The following is a 21,456-nucleotide window of genomic DNA, read 5'->3' on the forward strand; positions in this document are numbered from 1 at the left end:
GACCAAACTTACTTGGCGCTTTCTTGCGATTGCCATGTAACACCCTGCTTGTTTTTTGCACTAAATAAAGCCTAGTACTTCGTTTCATAAAGTGCAAAATTAGAATGGGTGTCTTTGTTATTACTGTTTCCATGTAACACCCTGCTTGTTTTTTGCACTAAATAAAGCCTAGTACTTCGTTTCATAAAGTGCAAAATTAGAATGGGTGTCTTTGTTATTACTGTTTTGATTTTGAAAGTTTGTTTGGGAATATAACAGACTCGATATATTCAGAAAGATAATCATCCTCGATGTCACTATCATCACTGAATAAAACCTCAAGGTTTGGTTTGTTTTGTCTTTCCGAGTCATATTTTAGGTATACATACAAACAAATCAATGTAAGTAAACCTTTTGTCCAATCATTAAATGTCAATGGATTCTCTATTGAAAAATCCACTTTACACTGAGAAATTAAAAATCTAATTCTTTGAAAAAGTCTTATATTGCTTACTTTGACTTTTTTAAAAAATGAAGCCACATGAGCAGCTTCGGTCTCACTTTCCTCAAATACTTTCCTGATGTTCTCCTCAGTTGTAGGTCTGTAATATATTTCATGATCAATACACTTTTCCCTGTGTAAATTAAAGCTTTCTGAATCTTTAATTTGATCTTCATTTAGAATTAAAACCACACTACATGATTTATCTTCTTTAAGATGGGAAATAAAGGATAAGAAATCAGTAGCATCGAAATCTTCTGTTGCCCGCTCAATATCATCAAAACAAATTATCTGATCTTTTAAAAAATTAGACGTAACATGCTTTAGTGTATTTTTAAATTTATCTCCATTGAAAACTTCAGTAATACTATTTATAAATGGTTTTATCTTACTAAAATTTTCATTCTCAACTTTGTTAGTCACAGAATGTAGTGAGATCTTTGTATACAAATCATCTATGGACGATATATTATAAAGGGACATATATAAAACTTCTTTTTTATTATCACTTTGAAGCTTTTGACTAACTTCCTTCCATAAATATGTCTTTCCAACTCCCCACGCCCCTGAAATAGATAAATTTACAGGTTCCCTGTAAAGTAGTTTAACTAGTTCCTCTATTTGTACCGACATTATCACTCCTTTAAATATGTTTTTAATAACATTAGTATGCTGATTTTTTATCCACAAGGCTACTAACTCAAAGCACAACATTAATTAATAATAATTACAGATAAGAATTAGACTTACACATTAGTTTATAAAAGTAATGTGTAACTAACAAATTAAATAGCTTTCAATAGTAGGTAACCACGGCTAGCGCATTTTAACCGCAGACTCTAGCAGTGTTGTGCGATAATCATCGTCTAGCCCTGCCATTTTCTTTTTCCTCGCCATACTGACTGATTTCGTTGTATCTTGCTTAAAGAGTGCCATCGCTATTTTTCGCATTACATTAAATACCAGCGGTCCCTGCTTTTTACGTATTCTCGATTCATCTTCTCTAAACGTCATATCTAGCACCCAGTGCATACTTTCAACTTGCCAATGGCTACGCACAGCATGTGATGCTTGTTCTGCATTTAGGTCTAGCGAACTGATATACCAGCGGATTTCTCTTGTATCCGTACCTGCCGACTTATCGTGAACTTCAGCAGTAACTTTAATGAGACTATTTAAGCCTGACCACCGGTAAGTTTTGGCTAACCAGCCTTTATTAATAAGTAACTGCTGGCAAGTCCTTGTTTCAATACGACCATGTCCTGAGCTTATTTCGATATGCTCATCAGAATTACTATTGGTTAAACCTTCACGTTCACTCTTATGCCACCAAGCTTCTAGTTCGCCCTGCATACCTGAGTGGTTGCCTTTAAGTGCGAGAATATAATCGGCTTTTTGTTTGATGATTTGTTTCGCGATTTCTTGTTGGCATCCCATCGCATCAAGCGTAATGATACTGTTTTCAATATCGAGCATGGTGAGTAACTCAGGTATTGCTGTGATTTCATTTGTCTTGCTATCAACGGCGGTTTGCCCTAGCACTAATTGGTGCTGACAACTCCATGCGCTGACAGTATGTAATGCACTTTTTCTATCTTTTGTCGTAAATGAACGTCGGGCGGTCTTACCATCAATAGCTATGATATCAGCGCCTGTGGTTTCAATAAGTGATGACATCCAAGATTGAAATGCACTTTCTATTTCATCTGCTTTTAACCGACAAATAACACGAGCGATGGTGTCATGCCTTGGAATTCCTTCTTTGAAAATGCCATATTTTTTTAGCCAGCCAAGCTTTAGATGTCCAAAGTCTTCAATATCCTCCCAGCCTTCTGCACCAGAGAGCACAGCACTGATAGCGAGTAGAAGAATATCGATAAGTTCATGCTTTTTACAACGTTCAATGCGAGGGTCTGCAATTGAATTAAAGTGTTTCAGAAAAGTAGCGCTCATATTAGTGACCAAAGGATTGTTATGCCTTGATCTGATCGCAACTTGTTCTATAAGTTCAATTTATAATGATCTTGCCGTGAGTAGGTAACTGTAACTTGGATTATAGACATATACGCCACTGCTACATATGTGCTACACAGAAAAGGATGGTGAATGAGAGAATATTATAACTCATTGATTTAATTGGTAGCCCCTGCAAGAATCGAACTTGCAACTGCCCCTTAGGAGGGGGCCGTTATATCCATTTAACTAAGAGGCCACAAATAAGCGTGTGCTTAGAGGTGTGAATTATAACGGTATCTGGTTTTTTATATCAAGCGACAACTGAACTTAATTGCTTGATAAGTATATATCTTCTTTATTTAGTACGTATAACGGTATTAATTTTCGGCTAGTGGCAACAACTTGCTTGGTGTCTATGTTAATAACACGCGCATTGACCGCAACCCCATTACGTCGATAAATTAAAGTACCTGCAAGTACGTGGCTGGCCATTTGGTCTTCATTAAGTTTTGCTATATCACGCGATAAAACAAAGTCGCCACGGCTATTTACGTCTATGGTTTCTGTGGTTTTAAAATCAACAACACCATAACCAAATTTTTGTAATTGATGGATTAAGGTTTCAGATATTTGATTTCCAAGCTGATTTGTGTTGTTTAGTGTGGCATCTAAATTAACTAAGGTTGTAACCGCAATATTTAAATGCGCATTAGTATCATTACCTGATTCGAGGGTGTCGACTAGATCGAGGGCCATTTGCTCTACATAATTAACCAATGTTTGATGGTGGTTAAGGGGCATAAATTGTTGTGATGAATCGTATTCGTCATGTACATCTACTTTAGCCGACGACAGCATTTCCGGTGTTTGCTCATGCTGTGTGTTTACATCTACGCGGGTATTTGTGTTTTGTTGCTGTTGAGTAATATGTGTCATAGAACACCCAGCCAATGCTAGCATGCTAAAAGCGCTAAGCACGCTGTTTAATGTATAACGCATAATCACCTCACTCATCCGCTTGCTTAAGCATTATGCCATCAGTTCGGTAGCTGCTGTTAAGCGCATCAACAACTGACTGAGGAATAAAGCCTTGTGCACTGCCTACAACCGCTTTACTTTTCAAACCAACAATACGAGCATTTACTAATACCCCCCCTTGGTGGCTCACTAAGGTACCGGCTAGGACGTAGTTAAAATTTTGATCTTGATTTAACTCTAAATAGTCGCGACTAAATACAAAGTCACCCGCCGGTGTTACTCGCATAAAGTCGGTTGTTTTAAAATCAATGACCGGTATACCAAAACTATGCAGTTCGTGCATAAAGCTTTCTGATATCTGATTTCCTAATAAACTGCCATCGTTGTAGTTATCATCTAAAAATACAAAGCTTGAAACAGCAAGTGGTGTTTTATCATTTACGTACTGTAAGTTTTCGACCATGTCTTGCATTATGCCACGCACGTAATGGTTAATATTTTTACGCTTGGCGGGCATTGATTTAGTGTAGTTATTTTGCTCAACCAACCCAGACTGAAAAAGTTGATTATTTACAACAGGCGACGCAACTTCGCGTTGCTCACTTACAAGCATTACAGGGCTATTGCTTTGCGGTTCTTCTACTTGTTCTGACTCCATGCCATTAAACATTTGCGAACAGCCAAATCCCAATGGCAAACATAATGTAATTAGTAGGTTTCTCATTTTGTGCTCCAAATTAGTATTCGCTGCGGTATAAAAGGCCGTCGCGCTGCTGAATTTTTTCATTTCCCCACATTACATTAATAGGGATCTCGGTACTGCCTGCTGATAAAACTTGTTTGCTGTTTATATTAACTAGTCGCGCATTTACTATATATGCATGCTGCTGACGAGTCACAGTACCGGTAACTATTAAGTCAATTTTTTGACGTTTACGTAATTTATTTAAATCGCGACTTAGTACATTATCGGCATTACTCGATAATGTTATATTATTGTCTAATCTATACTCTACCGTATGGTAACCAAGCTGGGTCATTTGGGTTAATAGACTTTCTTGGATTTGTTGGCTAAGCCCTGAAGCTTGCTCTGTCATTAACTTGGTGTCGAGCCCATCAGCAAAATAAAAGCTACTTACACCAATGCGGGAATTACGACTTAACGGCTCTTTTAAATGACTGAGCTGCACTGTTAGCGTATTTACATAATCATTAACTGTGTAAGGTGCCATAGCCGCTTTAGGAGCGTGTGTGCTTATACTTGGCGCTGGTTGCGGTATCAAACTGCAAGCGGCTAAGTTAACTAATAATAGGGGTAATAAAAGGCGCATAATTGCCATCCTCTTTCAAATATACAAAAGATAAAGCAATTATTATGCCTAAAAGGTGTTTGAATAATTTTGCTAGTTAACCTACACCAATGCTTAACCTAAACCCGATTAACATGCCTACCTCAACTATTTGTTTAAACTATAGTTTAATGGGTTTATCTGTGTAACTACTTACTATGCAATCGAGTTTATAAAGTTTAAATACTTCGCAATCCGCTTTGGCGTTATTTAACTTTTGATATGAACCCAGTTTTAAGCGGTAAAATGTTTTATCGTTAATACGGATTTGCTCTACGTTAGTCTCTATTTTTTTTCTAAACAATGGAGCTGCCTGTATGTTCAGGTTTTGCCATACTTTTTTTAAGCTTGGCTCAGAGCTAACTGATGCCACTTGTAATGAAAATGAATGCTTAAGCGTATTTAATTTTACAGCTCGTTTTTTACTGTAGCTATGTTTAGGCGCTTTCGAAAGCGCTTTTATGGTATGAGCAGCTATAGGATTGCGTGTATCAGCACGAGTATAACGTTGGTTGGATTGCGTTATCGCTTTAGTGTTAATAATGTCGATATGGTCAACTAAATAAGTGATCTCTTTTTCGAGCCTTAAAATACGCTCAAGGCCCGCTCTAGCTTGTTGCCATTGCATTGCTGCATCTTTTAACTGAGCAAGCTCTAAGGCCGTGATTGACACATATTCTGGTAAATTACTTGGTTTTTCTAACTGGTTTACTTCTGACGTAGAAGCACAGGCAGTACAAAATACAAACGTTAAAAGACTCAGAATTATATTTTTATTATTATTTTTATGTTTAAACATGTATTCGTTATCCTGAAAGCAGTGTAATTACACTTACATTTCAGCTAAACATTCTTATAAATTATACCAATTCGCTTAATTAAACATTATTGCAAGTTGGTACTAAGTGTTTAACTTTAAATAGGCCATGGGAACAACTCATTTCAGCTTTAATTGTGTTTTAAAAAACAATTAACGCGGGTCCCTTTATCCTTAAGAAAACATTTAATACAAATTTAGTGCCAATTAACACAAAAAAAACAATATAACTTAAAAACCGCGCATTTAAACATATTCAATCCTTAAAATAACAACAGTTTTTGAGTTGTTGTATTTTTAGATACTACGTTTGCAACAGTGTATTTAACCCAAAATTTCGATAATAACTTCATCCCCAAAAGCTATTGACGCGTAAATTCGCCTTGTTTTCACTGAAAACCTCTGGCTAGAGAAAATAAATTTAAATATCACCATAATTCAATATGTTAGTATATCTCTTAACCAGAGCTCTGGTTAAACATTAAAAAAGGCGCCATGTTGGCGCCTTTTTATTATTAACGTTATCTTTTAAATTAAATCAACGCTTTAATAAATGCTTTTAGTTCATCTGCAAATTCATCACGGCGAAGTGCAAATTCAATAGTCGCTTTTAAATAACCAACTTTACTTCCACAGTCGTGGCTACGGCCTTTTATAGCGTATGCATCTACTTTTTCGTGTTCCATTAGCATCGCAATTGCATCTGTTAACTGAATTTCATCGCCTGCCCCTTGCGGAGTTTTTGCAAGTAAAGGCCAGATATTTTCACTTAACACATAACGACCCACTACCGCTAAGTTTGATGGTGCTTCGTCTACAGGTGGTTTTTCTACCATATTCATAATTGGCGAGCTTTCGCCCTGCTTTAACTCAACGTCACCTAAATCAACTACACCAAATTGGTTTACTTGTGCCATTGGTACTGGCTCTACCATAATTTGGCTGTGCTTGGTTTCGTTAAAGTGTGCGATCATTTCTGCTAAGTTATCTTTTTTAAGATCGCTCTCGACATCATCAATAATTACGTCTGGTAAAATAACTACGAATGGTTCGTTACCAATAATCGGGGCCGCGCAGCTAATAGCATGCCCTAGGCCTTTGGCTTCACCTTGGCGTACGTGAATAATGGTTACGTCTTTAGGGCAAATAGCTTGCACTTCGGCAAGTAATTGCCGCTTAACACGCTTCTCTAAAGTCGCTTCTAGTTCAAAACTGGTGTCGAAGTGATTTTCGATTGAGTTTTTACTTGAATGCGTTACTAGCACTATCTCTTTAATACCGGCAGCAACTGCTTCATTAACTACGTATTGAATTAAAGGACGGTCTACCACTGGCAGCATTTCTTTAGGAATTGCTTTTGTTGCTGGTAACATGCGAGTACCAAGGCCCGCTACGGGGATCACTGCTTTCATTATGTTTTCCTTAATCTTTTATTATACTGAAAATGGATATTGAATCGCTTCGTGGCATTGATAGCCTGTTACTTCGAAATCGTCTCGTGTTACCCACGTTTCTATATCTTCTAACGATTTAATTTTTGGATTAATTTTTAATTGAGGCGATGCAAATGGTTGACGTGTTAGCTGCACATCTCGCATCAACTCAAGTTGGTTTTCATAAATATGTGCATTGGCAATTTTATGGTATGCCTTACCCGCTTTATGACCAGTAATTTGAGCTACTAACGCCAATAATACAAAGCATTGTATTTGATTAAAGTTCAAGCCAAGCGGCACATCACAGCTGCGCTGATAAGACGTTAAATATAAGGTATCGCCAAGCAACGAAAAGGTGTGCGTATGCATACACGGGCGCAAACAACCAAGCTCAAATTCGCCTGGGTTATAAAACGTGATTATCTCACCACGGTCATCAATGCCATTTTTTAAGTTATTAATAACTTTAGCGAGCTGATCAAGTGTTGAACCATCTGGGCGTTGCCAACCACGCCCTTGCACGCCATAAACGCGTCCCATGTCGTCCTCACCTTTACGGTTAGGATTATTAAGCCATGCGTTATTATCGTTCGCATTGGCATCCCATGTTTTACAACCAATATCACGAAACTGCTCAGCACTGTCGTAACCACGTAAGTAACCTAGTAATTCAGCAATCGCTGCTTTGTAGTAACTTTTTCGTGTGGTGATCATCGGAAACTGATTATTAGCTACATCGTATTCTAAATCAGCATTAATTACAGTTAAACAACGCGTGCCTGTACGTTTGTTTTCTACCCACTGCCCTTCGTCAACAATACGCTGACATAACTTTAAATATTGTTTCATGTTTTTTGTATTATGCCTTAGCTGTTGTAACGTGTTGTGGTTGCTTATAAGCCCAAATTAATAACCCTAATCCGCCTACTATCATAGGAAGCGAAAGTATTTGCCCCATTGAAATAAAGTCGGCAAATAAACCGAGTTGTGCATCTGGTTGGCGGAAGTATTCAATACAGAACCTAAACACGCCGTAACCTAATAAAAACACACCGGCTACGCTGCCTGCTGGGCGCGGTTTTTTAATAAACCATTGCAAGATTAAAAAGAGCACTAAGCCTTCAAAAAATGCTTCGTATAATTGCGATGGATGACGCGCAAGCGGCCCGCCCGTTGGAAATACCATTGCCCATGGCACGTCGGTAACTCGGCCCCATAATTCGCCGTTTATAAAGTTACCAATACGTCCAGCAAGAAGCCCTACAGGCACAAGTGGTGCAACAAAATCGCCTACTTGAAGAAGCGATTTTTTGCGCGTCCACGAAAAAATTGCGACGGCGGTTATAACGCCAAGTGTTCCACCATGAAACGACATGCCGCCCTGATCTATTCTAAATAAATACAGTGGGTTTTCTATAAAGTAACTAAACTGGTAAAACAATACGTAGCCAATACGCCCGCCTAGTATTACCCCTAACATGCCGTAAAACAGTAAATCGCTTACTTGGTCTTTAGTCCAACCAGAGTTTGGTTTTGACGCTTGACGATTTGCAAACCACATCGCAAATGCAAAACCTATTAAATACATTAAGCCGTACCAACGTACGCTAAGTGGCCCAACTGAAAAAATTATTGGATCGATTTGAGGAAACTCAAGTGCCATAAAAATAAACCTTTAGCTAAAAACCATTTTAATTGCGATAACTACAAGCAGCACCGCGAAAACTTTCTTAATTGTATTAACAGGTAAATAATGAGTTGCTTTAGCACCAATAGGTGCAACAAACCACGACGTTAATACAATACCAAATAACGCAGGAAGATACACAAATCCTGCAAAACCATGTTCTAAATCAGTCACGTGCCAGCCGGCACTGACATAGCCAACAGAGCCAAATAATGCAATAACAATTCCGCAGGCTGCGGCACAACCAATTGCTTTTTTTATATCAACCGAAAAATAATTAAGCATAGGGACTATTAATGCGCCGCCACCAATACCTATTAAACCTGATAACCCGCCCATTATTGCCGAAATCCCGCCTAAAATAGGACCTGCTGGTAACGGTTTTTCTGACATTGGTTTATTACGAGTTGAGAGCACCATTCTCCCTGCTATAAATACAACACTTACAGCAAACACAGTGCGCAATATTTGCTCTGGAATAAGGCTAGCTGCAAAGCCGCTAATAAGCGCGCCTAAAGCCACACCCGACATAACCCAAGGCGCAATTGCCCAAGGCACATTATCATTTTTATGATGAGCCAACGCTGAAGAGGTGGAGGTAAATAAAATAGAAGCAAGTGACGTTGCAATAGCAATCACTAATACATGATCTGCTGAGGTTACATTAAATGACAGCAGTAACGCACTGAGTACTGGGACAATAATTAAACCGCCGCCAATGCCTAGTAAACCCGCTAAAAACCCGACAATACAGCCTAGTAGTGCGCAGCTTGCGACTAACAAACCTAAGTCATACATAGTAATCTCAAATACCCTTTGGAGACTTATATATTAAAGGATTATAAAACTAATAGCATCTTCGTATTTAAATTAATTCGACGCACTTAGTTATTTTGGCGTGTAAAACAAGTCACCTAAGTGATGTTCTAACATAAAATTACGTGTTAAACGCAGTACTTGCTTTGCAGTCGACTGCGCCAAACATGCAGTTAGTAATTGTTCCATATCACTTACACTTAAACGTCTAAGTACCCACTTAACTTTATTAAGTGATGATAGATTCATGCTTAAACGTCTGTATCCCATAGCAATAAGGAGTATTGCACCTTCAGGATCGCCGCCTAACTCTCCACATAAACTAAAAGGTAACTCATACTGTTCGCACTCGCAGGCTATTTTATTAAGCACTCTAAGTACGCCAGGGTGATAGGGATTAAACAACTCAGCAACTCGGGCATTTGCTCTATCTACCGCTAATAAATACTGCGTTAAATCGTTACTGCCTACGGAGCAAAAATCAACTTTTTTAGACCACTCTGGCAGCATAAATACGCTTGATGGCACTTCAAGCATAATACCTATATCGGGTCTTTCTATTTGTTGTTCTGGGTATTTTTCACTTAGCTCAAAATAAGCCTGCTCAAACAATGCGAGTGACTCGTCTACTTCTTCGGTTCCGCTGATCATTGGCAGCATTATTTTTAAATTACCTAAACCTATATTGGCTTTAAGCATGGCTTTGAGTTGATCTAAAAACAATTCAGGGTGATCAAGGCTGATACGAATACCACGCCAACCTAAAAATGGGTTTTCTTCGGTTATGTTAAAGTAATCAAGAACCTTATCGCCACCTATGTCTAATGTTCGCATAACCACAGGATTGGGATGATAGCTAGTTAGTACTTCTCGATACCAATTTTCTTGCTCTGATTGCGAAGGAAACTGACCTTTTTGCATAAACCACGCTTCGGTTCGATAAAGCCCTACACCGTCACAAATATGTGAACTACTTTGCTCGGTATTAAGCTCAAGGCCTGCGTTCAATAATAAGCTAACATGCTCACCGTCAAGCGTAATTGATTCTGAGTCTTGCTCTGCTAAAAAGCGATTATTAAGTAGATTATCTTGATGCTGTAATTCGGTGTATTCATCCATTAACATTTGCGATGGCGATATGTATAAACGCCCTGCAAATGCATCTAAAATCATTGATTTACCGTCAAACTGCAATAAAGGTAAATCCTCTATACCCCAAATAGCAGGAATACCCATTGCACGCGTTAATATAGACGCGTGACTATTTGCTGAGCCATTTACACTAACGACACCGGTTAAATGCCCTTTTGGTACTTCTGCAAGCATTGCTGGTGTTAACGTATTGGCAATCAAAATTGTATTGGGAGGGTAATTTTTAACAGCATGTTCGGTATTTACAAGATGATGCAGTACCCGCAAGCCAATGTCTTTAACATCAACGGCGCGCTCTTTTATGTAAGGGTCTTGCATGGCATTAAATTGAGATATTAAACGCTCTATTACAATTTTTAATGCACTTTTAGCACACCAGCCTTCTTGTAATTGCATTTCTACATTGTGGCCTAAACTTTTTGCATCAAGCAGCTGTTGGTAAACATCAAATACAGCAAGAGCTTCGTGCGGAATAGAATCACTTAGCGTCATCGAAAGGGTACTAAATTCTTTACGTGTTGCAGCTACGGCTTGTGTAAACAAACGGCGCTGCTCTGTTGTATCATGATCTTTTTTGAGTTCAATCGATTTAAAATCAAGTTTAGGCAAAAGTACAAATGCCTGTCCAATACCGATGCCCGGCGCACTCGATACGCCTTTTAATACCGATGTTTGATGAGATGATTCATCTTGGCGCAAAACTTCTTTAATTTCGGCATGTGCTAACTGTGAAGCCAGTTGAGCAGAAAGCGTAATTAAAAATGACTCTTCATCTTGACTGAATACACGCGCCATTTTTTGTTGAACAACAATAACACCCAGTACTTTTTTTTGATGAACAACGGGTACAGATAAAAAAGCGTTGTAGCCTTCTTCATTTACTTCAGGGGAGAGCTTAAAACGCGGATGCGATTTAGCAAATGCAATATTAATAGGTTCTTCGCGTTGCGCTACTAGGCCAACTAAACCTTCGGTAAAACCAATTCTAAACTTACCTACCGCATCGGGGTTTAGTCCTTCAGTTGCCATAAGTACAAAATTGTCTTGGCTGTAATCTGCAAAATAAATGGAGCAGCACTGGGTTTTCATGGCATCTTTCACCATTTGCACAAAGCACACTAATGCGCTGTCTAAATTCGCTTGTCGCGATACAGACTCCGCAATAGATCTCAGTGTAGCCAGCATACCCTGCTCCTTTATTGTATCGAGAAATTACTACCTTTTACTTCGCCAATGATCTTTATGTTGTTCTCTCTTATTAAAAGGCATGGCGAAAGGAGCAAACTCTTTCATTACTCGTCGATAAACATCCCGTTTAAACGATACAACCTGTCTTACAGGATACCAATAACTTACCCAGCGCCAATCATCAAATTCAGGATGATGGGTTTTAAGTAAATTTACATCTTCGTCTTTACAGCGTAATTTTAGTAAAAACCATTTTTGTTTTTGCCCAATACACACCGGACTAGAGTCTCGGCGGATTAATCGTTTGGGTAATTTATAGCGTAACCAATGTTTTGAACTTGCGACTATTTCTACATCTTCTGGTCGCAGCCCTACTTCTTCGTATAATTCGCGATACATGGTTTGTTCTGCGGTTTCACCATCATCAACACCACCTTGGGGAAATTGCCAAGAATGTTGACCATAGCGTCTGGCCCAAAACACCTGTCCCTGATTATTGCAAATTACAATTCCGACATTGGCACGAAAACCTTCGGCATCAATCACCTTAGTGCCTCATTTGTAAGTCGATTTTTTATGATTGTTCCACATAACCCGCAATACGGCAAATACTATTACGAGTTTTACTCTGCTTACCCACAGCTTGTGCATAACTTTTGTAAAACACGCTCATTTTGCAAACAAATCCACAATATGAGATCTAAAAACTGACTTTCTCCACAGAATCTGTGGATAAACTTGTTCATACATCTGTATTTATCCCTGCAACTCTAATCTCACTTAATTAAAGCTGAACTATAAAACACAAAATTACAAAGCAGTTCAGTTACTTAAGTTAATTCGCTCACTTTTTAGCGTGTGTAAAATTACAGCAAACACCTCATGTACAAAAAACACACAAACGCAAAGATATCCACGGCTTAGCTGATTTGCTATCATGACAAGGTGATTTATTCAACTCAAATTAGTGATATGCGACCAACAAAACCACATTCAATTAATGACCTAATAAAGCGGGTTGATAATATTGCAGGCCTGACACTTGGCCAATTAGCCAATGAGTATAACTTTAAAACGCCTGACGATTTACTGCGAGAAAAAGGCTGGACGGGACAATTAATAGAATACGTTTTAGGTGCAACTGCAGGCTCTAAACCACTACCCGATTTTGAAGATTTAGGCATAGAGCTAAAAACACTCCCCATTTCTTATAAAGGGAAACCACTGGAAACAACATTTGTATCTGTAACGCCACTAATGAACGTGACGGGGATGACGTGGCATACCAGCAGCGTTCGCAAAAAGCTTAATCACGTTTTATGGCTACCTATTTTAAGCGAGCGTGATATTGCTCCATTTGATAGAACAATCGGCAGTGGCTTTTTATGGCAACCCACACCTGAGCAGGACGCTTTATTACAGCGCGACTGGGAAGAGCAAATGGAGTTAATTGCACTTGGCCGAATTGACGAAATATCGGGCCATTTAGGCGATGCAATGCAAATACGCCCAAAAGCGGCCCATAGCAAAATAGTCACTGATGCCATTGGCCCTAATGGGCAAATAATAAAAACCCTGCCCCGTGGCTTTTATCTAAAAACCAGCTTTACTGGCGAGATTTTAAAACAGCAATTTCAGCTTTGAGTGCTCTGTAAAGTAGTAAGACTTAAACAAAGAGTTATTATTTGTGAATCTTCCTTTTCGCACTACGTGCGCGTCAGCAAGCTTAACACCTACAACTTATTTTCATCTCTTTGAATAAAAGTATCAGGCATAAAAAATCCCCGCTTGTGCGAGGATTTTATCATCTAAAATTAAAAATTAGATTCTATATAAAATAGAATTACTGACCTTTAACTTCTTTAAGACCGTTGTACGGTGCTTTATCGCCTAATTGCTCTTCAATACGTAGCAATTGGTTGTACTTTGCAACACGGTCAGAACGGCTCAATGAACCTGTTTTAATTTGACCTGCAGCAGTACCCACTGCTAAATCAGCAATTGTTGAATCTTCAGTTTCACCAGAACGGTGAGAAATAACAACAGTGAAACCAGCGTCTTTAGCCATTTTAATTGCTGCTAACGTTTCAGTTAAAGAACCGATTTGGTTAAACTTAATTAAGATTGAGTTAGCAATACCGTTGTCGATACCACGTTTTAAAATCTTAGTATTTGTTACGAATAAATCATCACCTACTAATTGGATTTTATCACCCATTAGCTTAGTTTGATGTGCAAAGCCATCCCAATCAGACTCATCAAGACCATCTTCGATAGAAACGATTGGGTACTGTTCAGTAAGATCTTGTAAGAAAAAGTTAAATTCTTCAGAAGTGAATTTTTTGCCTTCACCCTTAAGGTCGTAGATGTTTGCTTCTTTGTCGTAAAACTCAGAAGCTGCACAATCCATCGCTAAAGTAATATCTTTACCTAGCTCGTAACCTGCGTTTGCGACAGCTACTTTGATTGCAGCAAGAGCCGCTTCGTTAGATGCAAGGTTAGGCGCAAAACCACCTTCATCGCCAACTGCTGTTGAATGGCCATCAGCTTTAAGTACTTTAGCAAGGCTATGAAATACTTCAGCGCCCATACGTAGACCTTCGCGGAAGTTAGTAGCGCCAACAGGTTGGATCATAAACTCTTGGATGTCTACAGAGTTATCTGCATGCTCGCCACCATTGATGATGTTCATCATTGGAAGTGGCATTGAATAAACACCCGGCGTGCCGTTTAAGTCAGCAATATGTTCATAAAGCTCAACCTTTTTAGATTGTGCAGCTGCTTTTGCTGTTGCTAGTGATACAGCTAAGATTGCATTGGCACCTAATTTTTCTTTATTTTCGGTACCATCTAAATCTAGCATTACTTTATCAACAGTACTTTGCTCTAATGCATTTTGACCAGCTAAAGCGTCAGCAATTTCTTTGTTGATATAACCAACTGCTTTTAATACGCCTTTACCTAAATAACGCGTTTTGTCACCATCACGTAACTCTAATGCTTCGCGAGTACCTGTAGATGCACCAGAAGGTGCTGCAGCACGGCCCCATGAACCATCAGCTAAATGTACATCAGCTTCAACAGTTGGGTTACCACGCGAGTCCATAATTTCGCGACCTATTACTTTTACGATTTTTGACATCTTGATTCCTCTATATTCCCAAAATGGTGAGTTCGACTAACTTTACTACGTTTTATATAGTTTATACCAATTGCATTAAATTAGTGAGCTATTATAGCGCTAAGAAAATAGCTCAATAACAAGGCAGAAATTATGACATATAGTTGTTCTATATGAGTAATTTTTAACGCAGTGAGTGAGTTATTTAATGCGATACAATGCTCATGTTTTTAATAAAATTGGTATTAGTCAGCCCTTAAAACAAAAAAGCCGTGCAATATGCACGGCCTTTTTAAATTACGATGACGCTTTTTGGTGGATATGAGCGGCTGCTACAAACCCTTCAAATAGCGGGTGACCATCACGTGGGGTTGACGTGAATTCCGGGTGGAACTGCGCGGCAATAAACCAAGGGTGATCTTTATTTTCGATAATTTCTACCAGTTTTTTATCTTCTGATAAACCGGTAAAGCTTAAACCTGCTTTTTCTAATTGCTCTACAAAGTTGTTGTTAACTTCGTAGCGATGGCGATGACGCTCAACAATTTCATCACTACCGTATACTTCATGTACTTTAGAGCCTGGTGTTAAATGACATTTTTGAGCGCCTAAACGCATTGTGCCACCTAAATCAGATTCAGCATCACGCGTTTCAACATTGCCTTCTGCATCTAGCCATTCAGTAATTAAACCAACAACAGGTGCTGCAGATTTTGCATTAAACTCGGTTGAGTTTGCATCACTAAGGCCTGCAACATTTCGTGCATATTCAATAAGCGCTACTTGCATACCTAAACAAATACCTAAGTAAGGCACTTTATTTTCACGCGCATATTTAGCCGCTAATATTTTACCTTCAACACCACGACCGCCAAAGCCGCCTGGCACTAAAATAGCATCTAAATGCGAGAGTAACTCAACACCTTTACTTTCAAGATCTTGTGAATCTACGTATTCGATATTAATTGTTAAACGGTTTTTAAGGCCCGCATGCTTTAATGCTTCGTTAACCGATTTGTACGCATCTGGTAATTCAATGTATTTACCAACCATACCAATTGTCACTTCACCTGTTGGGTTAGACTCTTGATAAAGTACTTGTTCCCACTCAGCTAAATCAGCTTCTGGTGGATCTAAGTGAAAACGACGACATACAAAATTATCTAATTCTTGCGACTTTAATAATGCTGGAATTTTATAGATGCTGTCTACATCTGGCAGTGAAATAACCGCTTTTTCTTCTACGTTTGTGAATAATGAGATTTTTGCACGCTCATTATTTGGTAGTTTACGGTCAGAACGACAAATAAGAATATCTGGTTGAATACCGACTGAGCGTAACTCTTTAACAGAGTGCTGAGTTGGTTTAGTTTTCACTTCACCGGCAGGGCCTAAGAATGGCACTAACGTTAAGTGAATAAATAGCGCGCGTTCGCGACCAATTTCAGTTCCCATCTGACGAATTGCTTCAATAAACGGTTGTGATTCTATATCACCTACTGTGCCGCCAATTTCTACAATAGCAATATCATAACCTTCAGCACCGTCGTATACACGTTGCTTAATATCGTTAGTGATATGTGGAATAACCTGAATAGTTGCACCTAGGTATTCACCACGGCGCTCACGACGTAATACGTCTTCGTATACACGGCCTTGTGTGAAGTTATTACGACTAGTCATTTTGGTACGAATAAAACGCTCATAGTGACCTAAATCAAGGTCAGTTTCTGCGCCGTCTTCTGTAACGTATACTTCACCGTGTTGAATTGGGCTCATTGTGCCTGGGTCAACGTTGATGTAAGGATCCAGCTTTAAAATGGTAACATTTAAACCACGGGCTTCTAAAATAGCTGCCAACGATGCTGCTGCAATACCTTTACCCAACGAAGAAACAACTCCGCCAGTAACGAAGATAAATTTTGTACTCATGCGAACCCTAGAATATCAGGAATTAAAAGGAATATAACACCCAAAGAAGAGCCTAAGGGTATATCATCAAGACGGGGCGAAATTGTACCAAAACACGGCTTATCAATCCAGCTAAAAATAGCAAATGTGCGCACAAAAAATGTGCATAATTTAATTACAATTTTTTAATCGCATCCCATGCGCGATCCATTTCTTCAAAGGTGGCAGTATCTAAACTTTTGCCTTGTGCGTTTAAATACTCTTGGACTTTTTCAAAGCGCGTTGAAAACTTATCATTGGCACTGCGAAGAAGTTGCTCAGGGTCGCGTTTTACATGGCGTACTACATTCACGGTTGCAAAAAGTAAGTCGCCAAGTTCTTCTGCGGTATGATCCGACAAAGGGTCCTGTTCAATCGCTTCTTTTACTTCAAGCACTTCTTCGCTCACTTTATCAAGAGCACCATGATACGTTGGCCAATCAAAACCAAGAGAAGCCACGCGTTGTTGGATTTTTTTAGCTTTGCTTAAACTTGGCATATTTGCAGGAATATCTTGCCAAAAGGAAGGTGATTCGCTTTTTGCTCTGGTACTGCGTTCTTGCGCTTTTATTGCTTGCCACTGCTGCGATAATTGCTCAGCAGTGAGTACTTTTTTATCGGCAAATACATGTGGATGTCGACGGATCAATTTGCTGTTTAATTGCTCAACTACATCATTAAAATCAAATAGGTTTTGCTCTTGAGCTAGTTGGGCATAAAACACGATTTGAAATAACAAATCACCGAGCTCACCTTTAAGCTCACCTAAGTTGCCTGACTCAATACAGTCAGCAACTTCGTATGCTTCTTCTAATGTATGCGGCACAATAGATTTAAAATCTTGCTTGAGATCCCACGGACAACCGCCCTTGGGATCTCGCAGTGTGTTCATTATGCTAAGAAGTTGTGTAAGCGCTGCATTATCATTCATGGTTAATGACCACGCTTGGCATCGTGTACACCTTCAATTTGGTGTAACTTAGAAAGAACACGGTTAGTACCCGATAAGTCATGTACTTCTATTTGCATTGTGAACACTGCTAACTGATTATCTTCAACTGTATTTACATTCATATTAAGTACGTTGACTTTTTCGTTAGCAAGTACTGAGCTTATATCGCGTATTAGCCCTGAACGATCGGTTGCTTCTATTTTAATACTTAGTGCGTATGAACCACTAATATCGTCTGACCAACTCACTGCAATAACACGCTCTGGGTGTTGTGCCTTAAGGTGGTTAAATGAGTCACAATCCTCACGATGCACCGCAATACCACGCCCTTGCGTAATATAGCCGATAATTTCATCGCCAGGTACAGGGCGGCAACATTTTGCAACATGGCTCATTAAGCTACCAACGCCATCAACTACAATGCCGTTTTTATCACCCGTTACTTTACTGGGTGCTTTAATACGAATTACCGGTTCGTCTTCTGTGCGGTCGGTAACAAAATTTAGCATTTGATTGAGGCGTACATCACCCGCACCAATGGCAACCATTAAATCGTCAAGCTCTTTAAAGTTAAACCGCTTTATTGCTGGCTCTAGAGCTTTATAGCTTAAACCTAATTTTTGCAGTTCATTATCAAGTATTTCTTTACCAGCACTTAAGTTTTTGTCGCGATCAAGTTGCTTAAACCAATGATGTATTTTAGCTCTTGCACGCGATGACTTAATGTAACCTAGTGACGGGTTTAACCAATCTCTACTCGGGTTAGGTTGCTTTTGTGTCAGTATTTCTACTTGATCCCCCGTTGTAAGTTGATGCGTAAACGGCACTATTTTGCCAAATACTTTTGCACCAATACAGCGGTGGCCAACGTTCGAATGAATATAATAAGCAAAATCAAGCGGTGTAGCGCCAAGTGGCAAATCAATAATATCGCCACTGGGTGTAAATATGTATACGCGGTCTTCAACCACCTGATTTTTAAGCTCTTCAGCTAAATCGCCACCATCAACCACTTCTTCTTGCCATTGCAGTAATTTACGTAGCCAGCTAATTTTTTGCTCATAACCCGAGCCGCGCCCTGGCAATGCGCCTTCTTTATATATCCAATGCGCTGCCACACCCAGTTCTGCATCTTGGTGCATATCTTGGGTACGAATTTGAATTTCTACTGTTTTACCTTCAGGGCCAAATACCACGGTATGAATAGACTGATAGCCGTTTTGTTTCGGCGTCGCGACGTAATCGTCAAACTCTTTATTAAGATGACGCCAATTGGTATGCACAATACCCAACGCACCGTAGCAGTCTTGCAAGCGCTCAACCACAATACGCATAGCACGAATATCAAACAGTTGATCAAATTCGTAGTTTTTTTGCGCCATTTTTTTATAAATACTGTAAATGTGTTTAGGTCGACCGTAAACTTCAGCCTCTATGCCTGCTTCACTCAAACGGCTTTTGACTTGCTCCACCATATCTTCCATATAAGCTTCGCGTGCTAAACGTTTATCATCAAGTTGCTTAGCAATATTTTTGTAAATATCTGGACGAAGATACCTAAACGATAAATCTTCAAGCTCCCACTTTAATTGCCCAATACCGAGTCGATTAGCTAGTGGGGCAAAAATATCGGCAGTTTCTTTTGCAGCAATAACGCGATCTTCTTCGCCAGCATCTTTTACGTTACGTAAATGGCAAACCTGCTCAGCTAACTTGATAACCACTGCACGGACATCTTCAACCATGGTTAACAGCATTTTTCGAATGTTATCGACTTGCACCGTGCCTTTGCCTTGATGCGATAAAGTGCTAATAGTCGCCATTTGCGCAACGCCTGTTAGCAGTATGGCCACATTACTACCTAGCTGCTCTTCGATCACTTCTAAAGGCACTAAGCCATCTAAAAAATATGGGGTTAAATACGCCGTCGCTAACGATTCAGCATCAAGATTTAACTCAACTAAAATCTCAACCATTTCAATGGCTGTATTTTGTCGACTCTGACTATTACTGTTAACACACAGTGCTTGCGCTTGATTAAGCATCTCCGCCTTTTCAGCACAAAGTTTGAGTACTTTAAGACGAGTCGCAAAATCACCTGTTTCAACTTGCTGATGTGATTGACGTGTAGCTACCATAATGCGCTTTACCTCCGTTGAAATAACGCCATAGTTTCGATATGTCCTGTATGAGGAAACATATTCATTAGCCCTATTTTATTAAGCTCAAAGCCTGCTTGCGAAATAATAGCGCTGTCACGGGCTAAAGTAACAGGGTCGCAAGAGACATATAAAATTGTTTTAAACTGCTTTAAAGGTAGTTGCTCTAAAACAGCCATTGCACCAGTACGAGATGGGTCTAACACTAATACATCTAAATCTTTACTAAACCACGGCGCATTTTGTATTTTTTGCGTTAAATCAAAGCAATAAAACTCGGCATTGGTAATAGAGTTAGTTTGCGCATTTTGAGCCGCCATTGCAACCGCTGAGGTAACACCTTCTACGCCAATAACTGTTTTTGCTTGTTTTGCCAACACGAGTGAAAAGTTACCAATGCCGCAAAATAAATCTAATACGCTTTCATCGCCATTTAAATTAAGCCAGTCTGCGGATTGCTTTAGCATAGCTTGATTAACTTGCGCGTTTACTTGGATAAAATTACCTAAACCAAATTCAAACTTAAGATCAAATTCTTTTAAATAATAATACGGCATCGCAAAGTGTGAATGTTCAATCACGTCACTTTCACTTTGCCATACAATCTCATATTTATGACTTACAGTAGCCTGCTCGACTAATATTTTAAACTCGTCGGAGATTGTTTTTGTATGACGAATAACAACAAAGCTGTGCTCGTCGCTTTCACACAATTGCAGATGACTGATACTGTGCAGCGATTTATGTTGATTAATTAAACTATCAAAAAGTGTAAATACATCTGCGAATGCTTCACTCAATACTGCACACTGGTTAATACTAACAATATTTTTAGAACCACTTGCCCTATAACCCACGCGTATTTTTTTAGCCGCTTTATCAAACATAACAGCAATACGGGCGCTGCGCCTGTAATGCGTTGACTTGCTTAATAATGGCGCCTCCCAATTTAAGTTTTTTTGTTTGGCGAACTTTTCAAATAACTGGTTAACCGCCGTTTGTTTTTCGATGACTTGTTGGCTTGTCTCTAAATGCTGTAATTGACAGCCACCGCAGTGATTATAATGTTCACAAAAAGGGGTTACGCGTGCATCACTTGCTTTAATAACCTTTTGCGTTGCCGCGCTACTGTAGCGGGCTTTATCATCGATTATTGTTGCTTTAACTTGTTCGTTAGGTAAAGCACCACTAACAAAACACACTTTATTATTATGCTTAGCTATACCACGCCCTTGATGATCCATTGCTGTTATATCAAGTACCACTGACTTTTTTTGTAGCGGCTGTTTTTTAGCTTTAAAAATTTGTGCCATTTGGCATTACCTTAAATAATTATTGGTTAAAACAATTGATCTTCAACGATGGTAGATGCTTTGAGAATAGGTGTTGATCCGTATATACTCAAAGGATACTA

At 39.1% G+C, this 21,456-nt stretch carries 18 protein-coding genes and 1 tRNA gene; 1 reads left to right on the forward strand and 18 read right to left on the reverse strand.

Going from position 1 to position 21,456, the window contains the following annotated elements:
- Positions 1-217: 217 nt before the first annotated feature.
- The 13 genes from P20495_RS14710 to rppH form a co-directional block, all read right to left on the reverse strand.
- Positions 218-1,114 (reverse strand): P-loop NTPase fold protein, encoded by an 897-nt coding sequence (locus P20495_RS14710; protein ID WP_008134785.1) that lies wholly within the window; start codon positions 1,112-1,114, stop codon positions 218-220.
- Between the two features lie 183 nt (positions 1,115-1,297).
- Positions 1,298-2,434: an ISAs1 family transposase gene (locus P20495_RS14705; protein ID WP_033015316.1), complete on the reverse strand. Its 1,137-nt coding sequence runs from the start codon at positions 2,432-2,434 to the stop codon at positions 1,298-1,300.
- Positions 2,435-2,618: 184 nt separating this feature from the next.
- Positions 2,619-2,693, reverse strand: a tRNA-Arg gene (locus P20495_RS14700).
- Positions 2,694-2,764: 71 nt separating this feature from the next.
- A complete protein-coding gene (locus P20495_RS14695) occupies positions 2,765-3,436 on the reverse strand; it encodes a FlgO family outer membrane protein (RefSeq protein WP_007377505.1) in 672 nt (223 codons plus the stop codon).
- A 7-nt stretch (positions 3,437-3,443) separates the two neighbouring features.
- Positions 3,444-4,139, reverse strand: coding sequence for a FlgO family outer membrane protein (locus tag P20495_RS14690; protein WP_007377506.1), 696 nt, complete (start codon positions 4,137-4,139; stop codon positions 3,444-3,446).
- 13 nt (positions 4,140-4,152) lie between these two features.
- Positions 4,153-4,746: a FlgO family outer membrane protein gene (locus P20495_RS14685; protein WP_008134794.1), complete on the reverse strand. Its 594-nt coding sequence runs from the start codon at positions 4,744-4,746 to the stop codon at positions 4,153-4,155.
- A 139-nt stretch (positions 4,747-4,885) separates the two neighbouring features.
- On the reverse strand, positions 4,886-5,563 hold the full coding sequence (locus P20495_RS14680; protein ID WP_008134795.1) for an SPOR domain-containing protein: 678 nt from the start codon (positions 5,561-5,563) through the stop codon (positions 4,886-4,888).
- A gap of 551 nt (positions 5,564-6,114) precedes the next feature.
- Positions 6,115-6,993 carry a UTP--glucose-1-phosphate uridylyltransferase GalU gene (gene galU / locus P20495_RS14675; protein WP_007377510.1) on the reverse strand — a complete coding sequence of 293 codons (879 nt, stop codon included), beginning with the start codon at positions 6,991-6,993 and terminating at the stop codon, positions 6,115-6,117.
- Positions 6,994-7,014: 21 nt separating this feature from the next.
- A complete protein-coding gene (locus tag P20495_RS14670) occupies positions 7,015-7,866 on the reverse strand; it encodes a thymidylate synthase (RefSeq protein ID WP_008134796.1) in 852 nt (283 codons plus the stop codon).
- A 10-nt stretch (positions 7,867-7,876) separates the two neighbouring features.
- Positions 7,877-8,680 (reverse strand): prolipoprotein diacylglyceryl transferase, encoded by an 804-nt coding sequence (gene lgt, locus P20495_RS14665; protein WP_007377512.1) that lies wholly within the window; start codon positions 8,678-8,680, stop codon positions 7,877-7,879.
- A gap of 12 nt (positions 8,681-8,692) precedes the next feature.
- Positions 8,693-9,502, reverse strand: coding sequence for a sulfite exporter TauE/SafE family protein (locus P20495_RS14660; RefSeq protein WP_007377513.1), 810 nt, complete (start codon positions 9,500-9,502; stop codon positions 8,693-8,695).
- A 90-nt stretch (positions 9,503-9,592) separates the two neighbouring features.
- Positions 9,593-11,857 (reverse strand): phosphoenolpyruvate--protein phosphotransferase, encoded by a 2,265-nt coding sequence (gene ptsP, locus P20495_RS14655; RefSeq protein WP_007377514.1) that lies wholly within the window; start codon positions 11,855-11,857, stop codon positions 9,593-9,595.
- A 30-nt stretch (positions 11,858-11,887) separates the two neighbouring features.
- The gene (gene rppH / locus P20495_RS14650) at positions 11,888-12,406 is read right to left on the reverse strand and encodes an RNA pyrophosphohydrolase (protein ID WP_008134797.1); all 519 of its coding nucleotides are present in this window, start codon (positions 12,404-12,406) and stop codon (positions 11,888-11,890) included.
- A gap of 426 nt (positions 12,407-12,832) precedes the next feature.
- Between rppH and mutH the strand changes: the two genes are divergently transcribed.
- Entirely contained in the window at positions 12,833-13,504 is a 672-nt protein-coding gene (gene mutH, locus P20495_RS14645) for a DNA mismatch repair endonuclease MutH (RefSeq protein ID WP_007377516.1), read from the forward strand.
- Positions 13,505-13,703: 199 nt separating this feature from the next.
- Here mutH and eno read toward each other — a convergent pair whose 3' ends face one another.
- The 5 genes from eno to rlmD all read right to left on the reverse strand — a co-directional run bounded on the left by eno (position 13,704) and on the right by rlmD (position 21,355).
- Positions 13,704-15,002 carry a phosphopyruvate hydratase gene (eno, locus tag P20495_RS14640; protein ID WP_007377517.1) on the reverse strand — a complete coding sequence of 433 codons (1,299 nt, stop codon included), beginning with the start codon at positions 15,000-15,002 and terminating at the stop codon, positions 13,704-13,706.
- A 276-nt stretch (positions 15,003-15,278) separates the two neighbouring features.
- The gene (locus P20495_RS14635; protein ID WP_033015319.1) at positions 15,279-16,913 is read right to left on the reverse strand and encodes a CTP synthase; all 1,635 of its coding nucleotides are present in this window, start codon (positions 16,911-16,913) and stop codon (positions 15,279-15,281) included.
- 154 nt (positions 16,914-17,067) lie between these two features.
- Positions 17,068-17,862, reverse strand: a complete 795-nt coding sequence (mazG, locus tag P20495_RS14630; protein ID WP_008134813.1) for a nucleoside triphosphate pyrophosphohydrolase — start codon at positions 17,860-17,862, stop codon at positions 17,068-17,070.
- Positions 17,863-17,864: 2 nt separating this feature from the next.
- A complete protein-coding gene (gene relA, locus P20495_RS14625) occupies positions 17,865-20,021 on the reverse strand; it encodes a GTP diphosphokinase (protein WP_008134814.1) in 2,157 nt (718 codons plus the stop codon).
- An 8-nt stretch (positions 20,022-20,029) separates the two neighbouring features.
- Positions 20,030-21,355 carry a 23S rRNA (uracil(1939)-C(5))-methyltransferase RlmD gene (gene rlmD / locus P20495_RS14620; RefSeq protein WP_008134815.1) on the reverse strand — a complete coding sequence of 442 codons (1,326 nt, stop codon included), beginning with the start codon at positions 21,353-21,355 and terminating at the stop codon, positions 20,030-20,032.
- Between the last annotated feature and the right edge of the window lie 101 nt (positions 21,356-21,456).

It is taken from the genome of Pseudoalteromonas sp. BSi20495 (assembly GCF_000241185.1).
Taxonomy (GTDB): Bacteria; Pseudomonadota; Gammaproteobacteria; order Enterobacterales; family Alteromonadaceae; genus Pseudoalteromonas; species Pseudoalteromonas fuliginea.

Bases quoted from the DNA above. Each gene is read 5' to 3' on its own strand.
- ptsP (WP_007377514.1), bottom strand. From the start codon at position 11,857: ATGCTGGCTACACTGAGATCTATTGCGGAGTCTGTATCGCGACAAGCG.
- P20495_RS14635 (WP_033015319.1), bottom strand. From the start codon at position 16,913: ATGAGTACAAAATTTATCTTCGTTACTGGCGGAGTTGTTTCTTCGTTG.
- P20495_RS14695 (WP_007377505.1), bottom strand. From the start codon at position 3,436: ATGCGTTATACATTAAACAGCGTGCTTAGCGCTTTTAGCATGCTAGCA.
- rlmD (WP_008134815.1), bottom strand. From the start codon at position 21,355: ATGGCACAAATTTTTAAAGCTAAAAAACAGCCGCTACAAAAAAAGTCA.
- P20495_RS14690 (WP_007377506.1), bottom strand. From the start codon at position 4,139: ATGAGAAACCTACTAATTACATTATGTTTGCCATTGGGATTTGGCTGT.
- P20495_RS14660 (WP_007377513.1), bottom strand. From the start codon at position 9,502: ATGTATGACTTAGGTTTGTTAGTCGCAAGCTGCGCACTACTAGGCTGT.
- P20495_RS14710 (WP_008134785.1), bottom strand. From the start codon at position 1,114: ATGTCGGTACAAATAGAGGAACTAGTTAAACTACTTTACAGGGAACCT.
- P20495_RS14705 (WP_033015316.1), bottom strand. From the start codon at position 2,434: ATGAGCGCTACTTTTCTGAAACACTTTAATTCAATTGCAGACCCTCGC.
- mazG (WP_008134813.1), bottom strand. From the start codon at position 17,862: ATGAATGATAATGCAGCGCTTACACAACTTCTTAGCATAATGAACACA.
- P20495_RS14670 (WP_008134796.1), bottom strand. From the start codon at position 7,866: ATGAAACAATATTTAAAGTTATGTCAGCGTATTGTTGACGAAGGGCAG.
- eno (WP_007377517.1), bottom strand. From the start codon at position 15,002: ATGTCAAAAATCGTAAAAGTAATAGGTCGCGAAATTATGGACTCGCGT.
- mutH (WP_007377516.1), top strand. From the start codon at position 12,833: ATGCGACCAACAAAACCACATTCAATTAATGACCTAATAAAGCGGGTT.
- galU (WP_007377510.1), bottom strand. From the start codon at position 6,993: ATGAAAGCAGTGATCCCCGTAGCGGGCCTTGGTACTCGCATGTTACCA.
- lgt (WP_007377512.1), bottom strand. From the start codon at position 8,680: ATGGCACTTGAGTTTCCTCAAATCGATCCAATAATTTTTTCAGTTGGG.
- relA (WP_008134814.1), bottom strand. From the start codon at position 20,021: ATGGTAGCTACACGTCAATCACATCAGCAAGTTGAAACAGGTGATTTT.
- P20495_RS14685 (WP_008134794.1), bottom strand. From the start codon at position 4,746: ATGCGCCTTTTATTACCCCTATTATTAGTTAACTTAGCCGCTTGCAGT.
- P20495_RS14680 (WP_008134795.1), bottom strand. From the start codon at position 5,563: ATGTTTAAACATAAAAATAATAATAAAAATATAATTCTGAGTCTTTTA.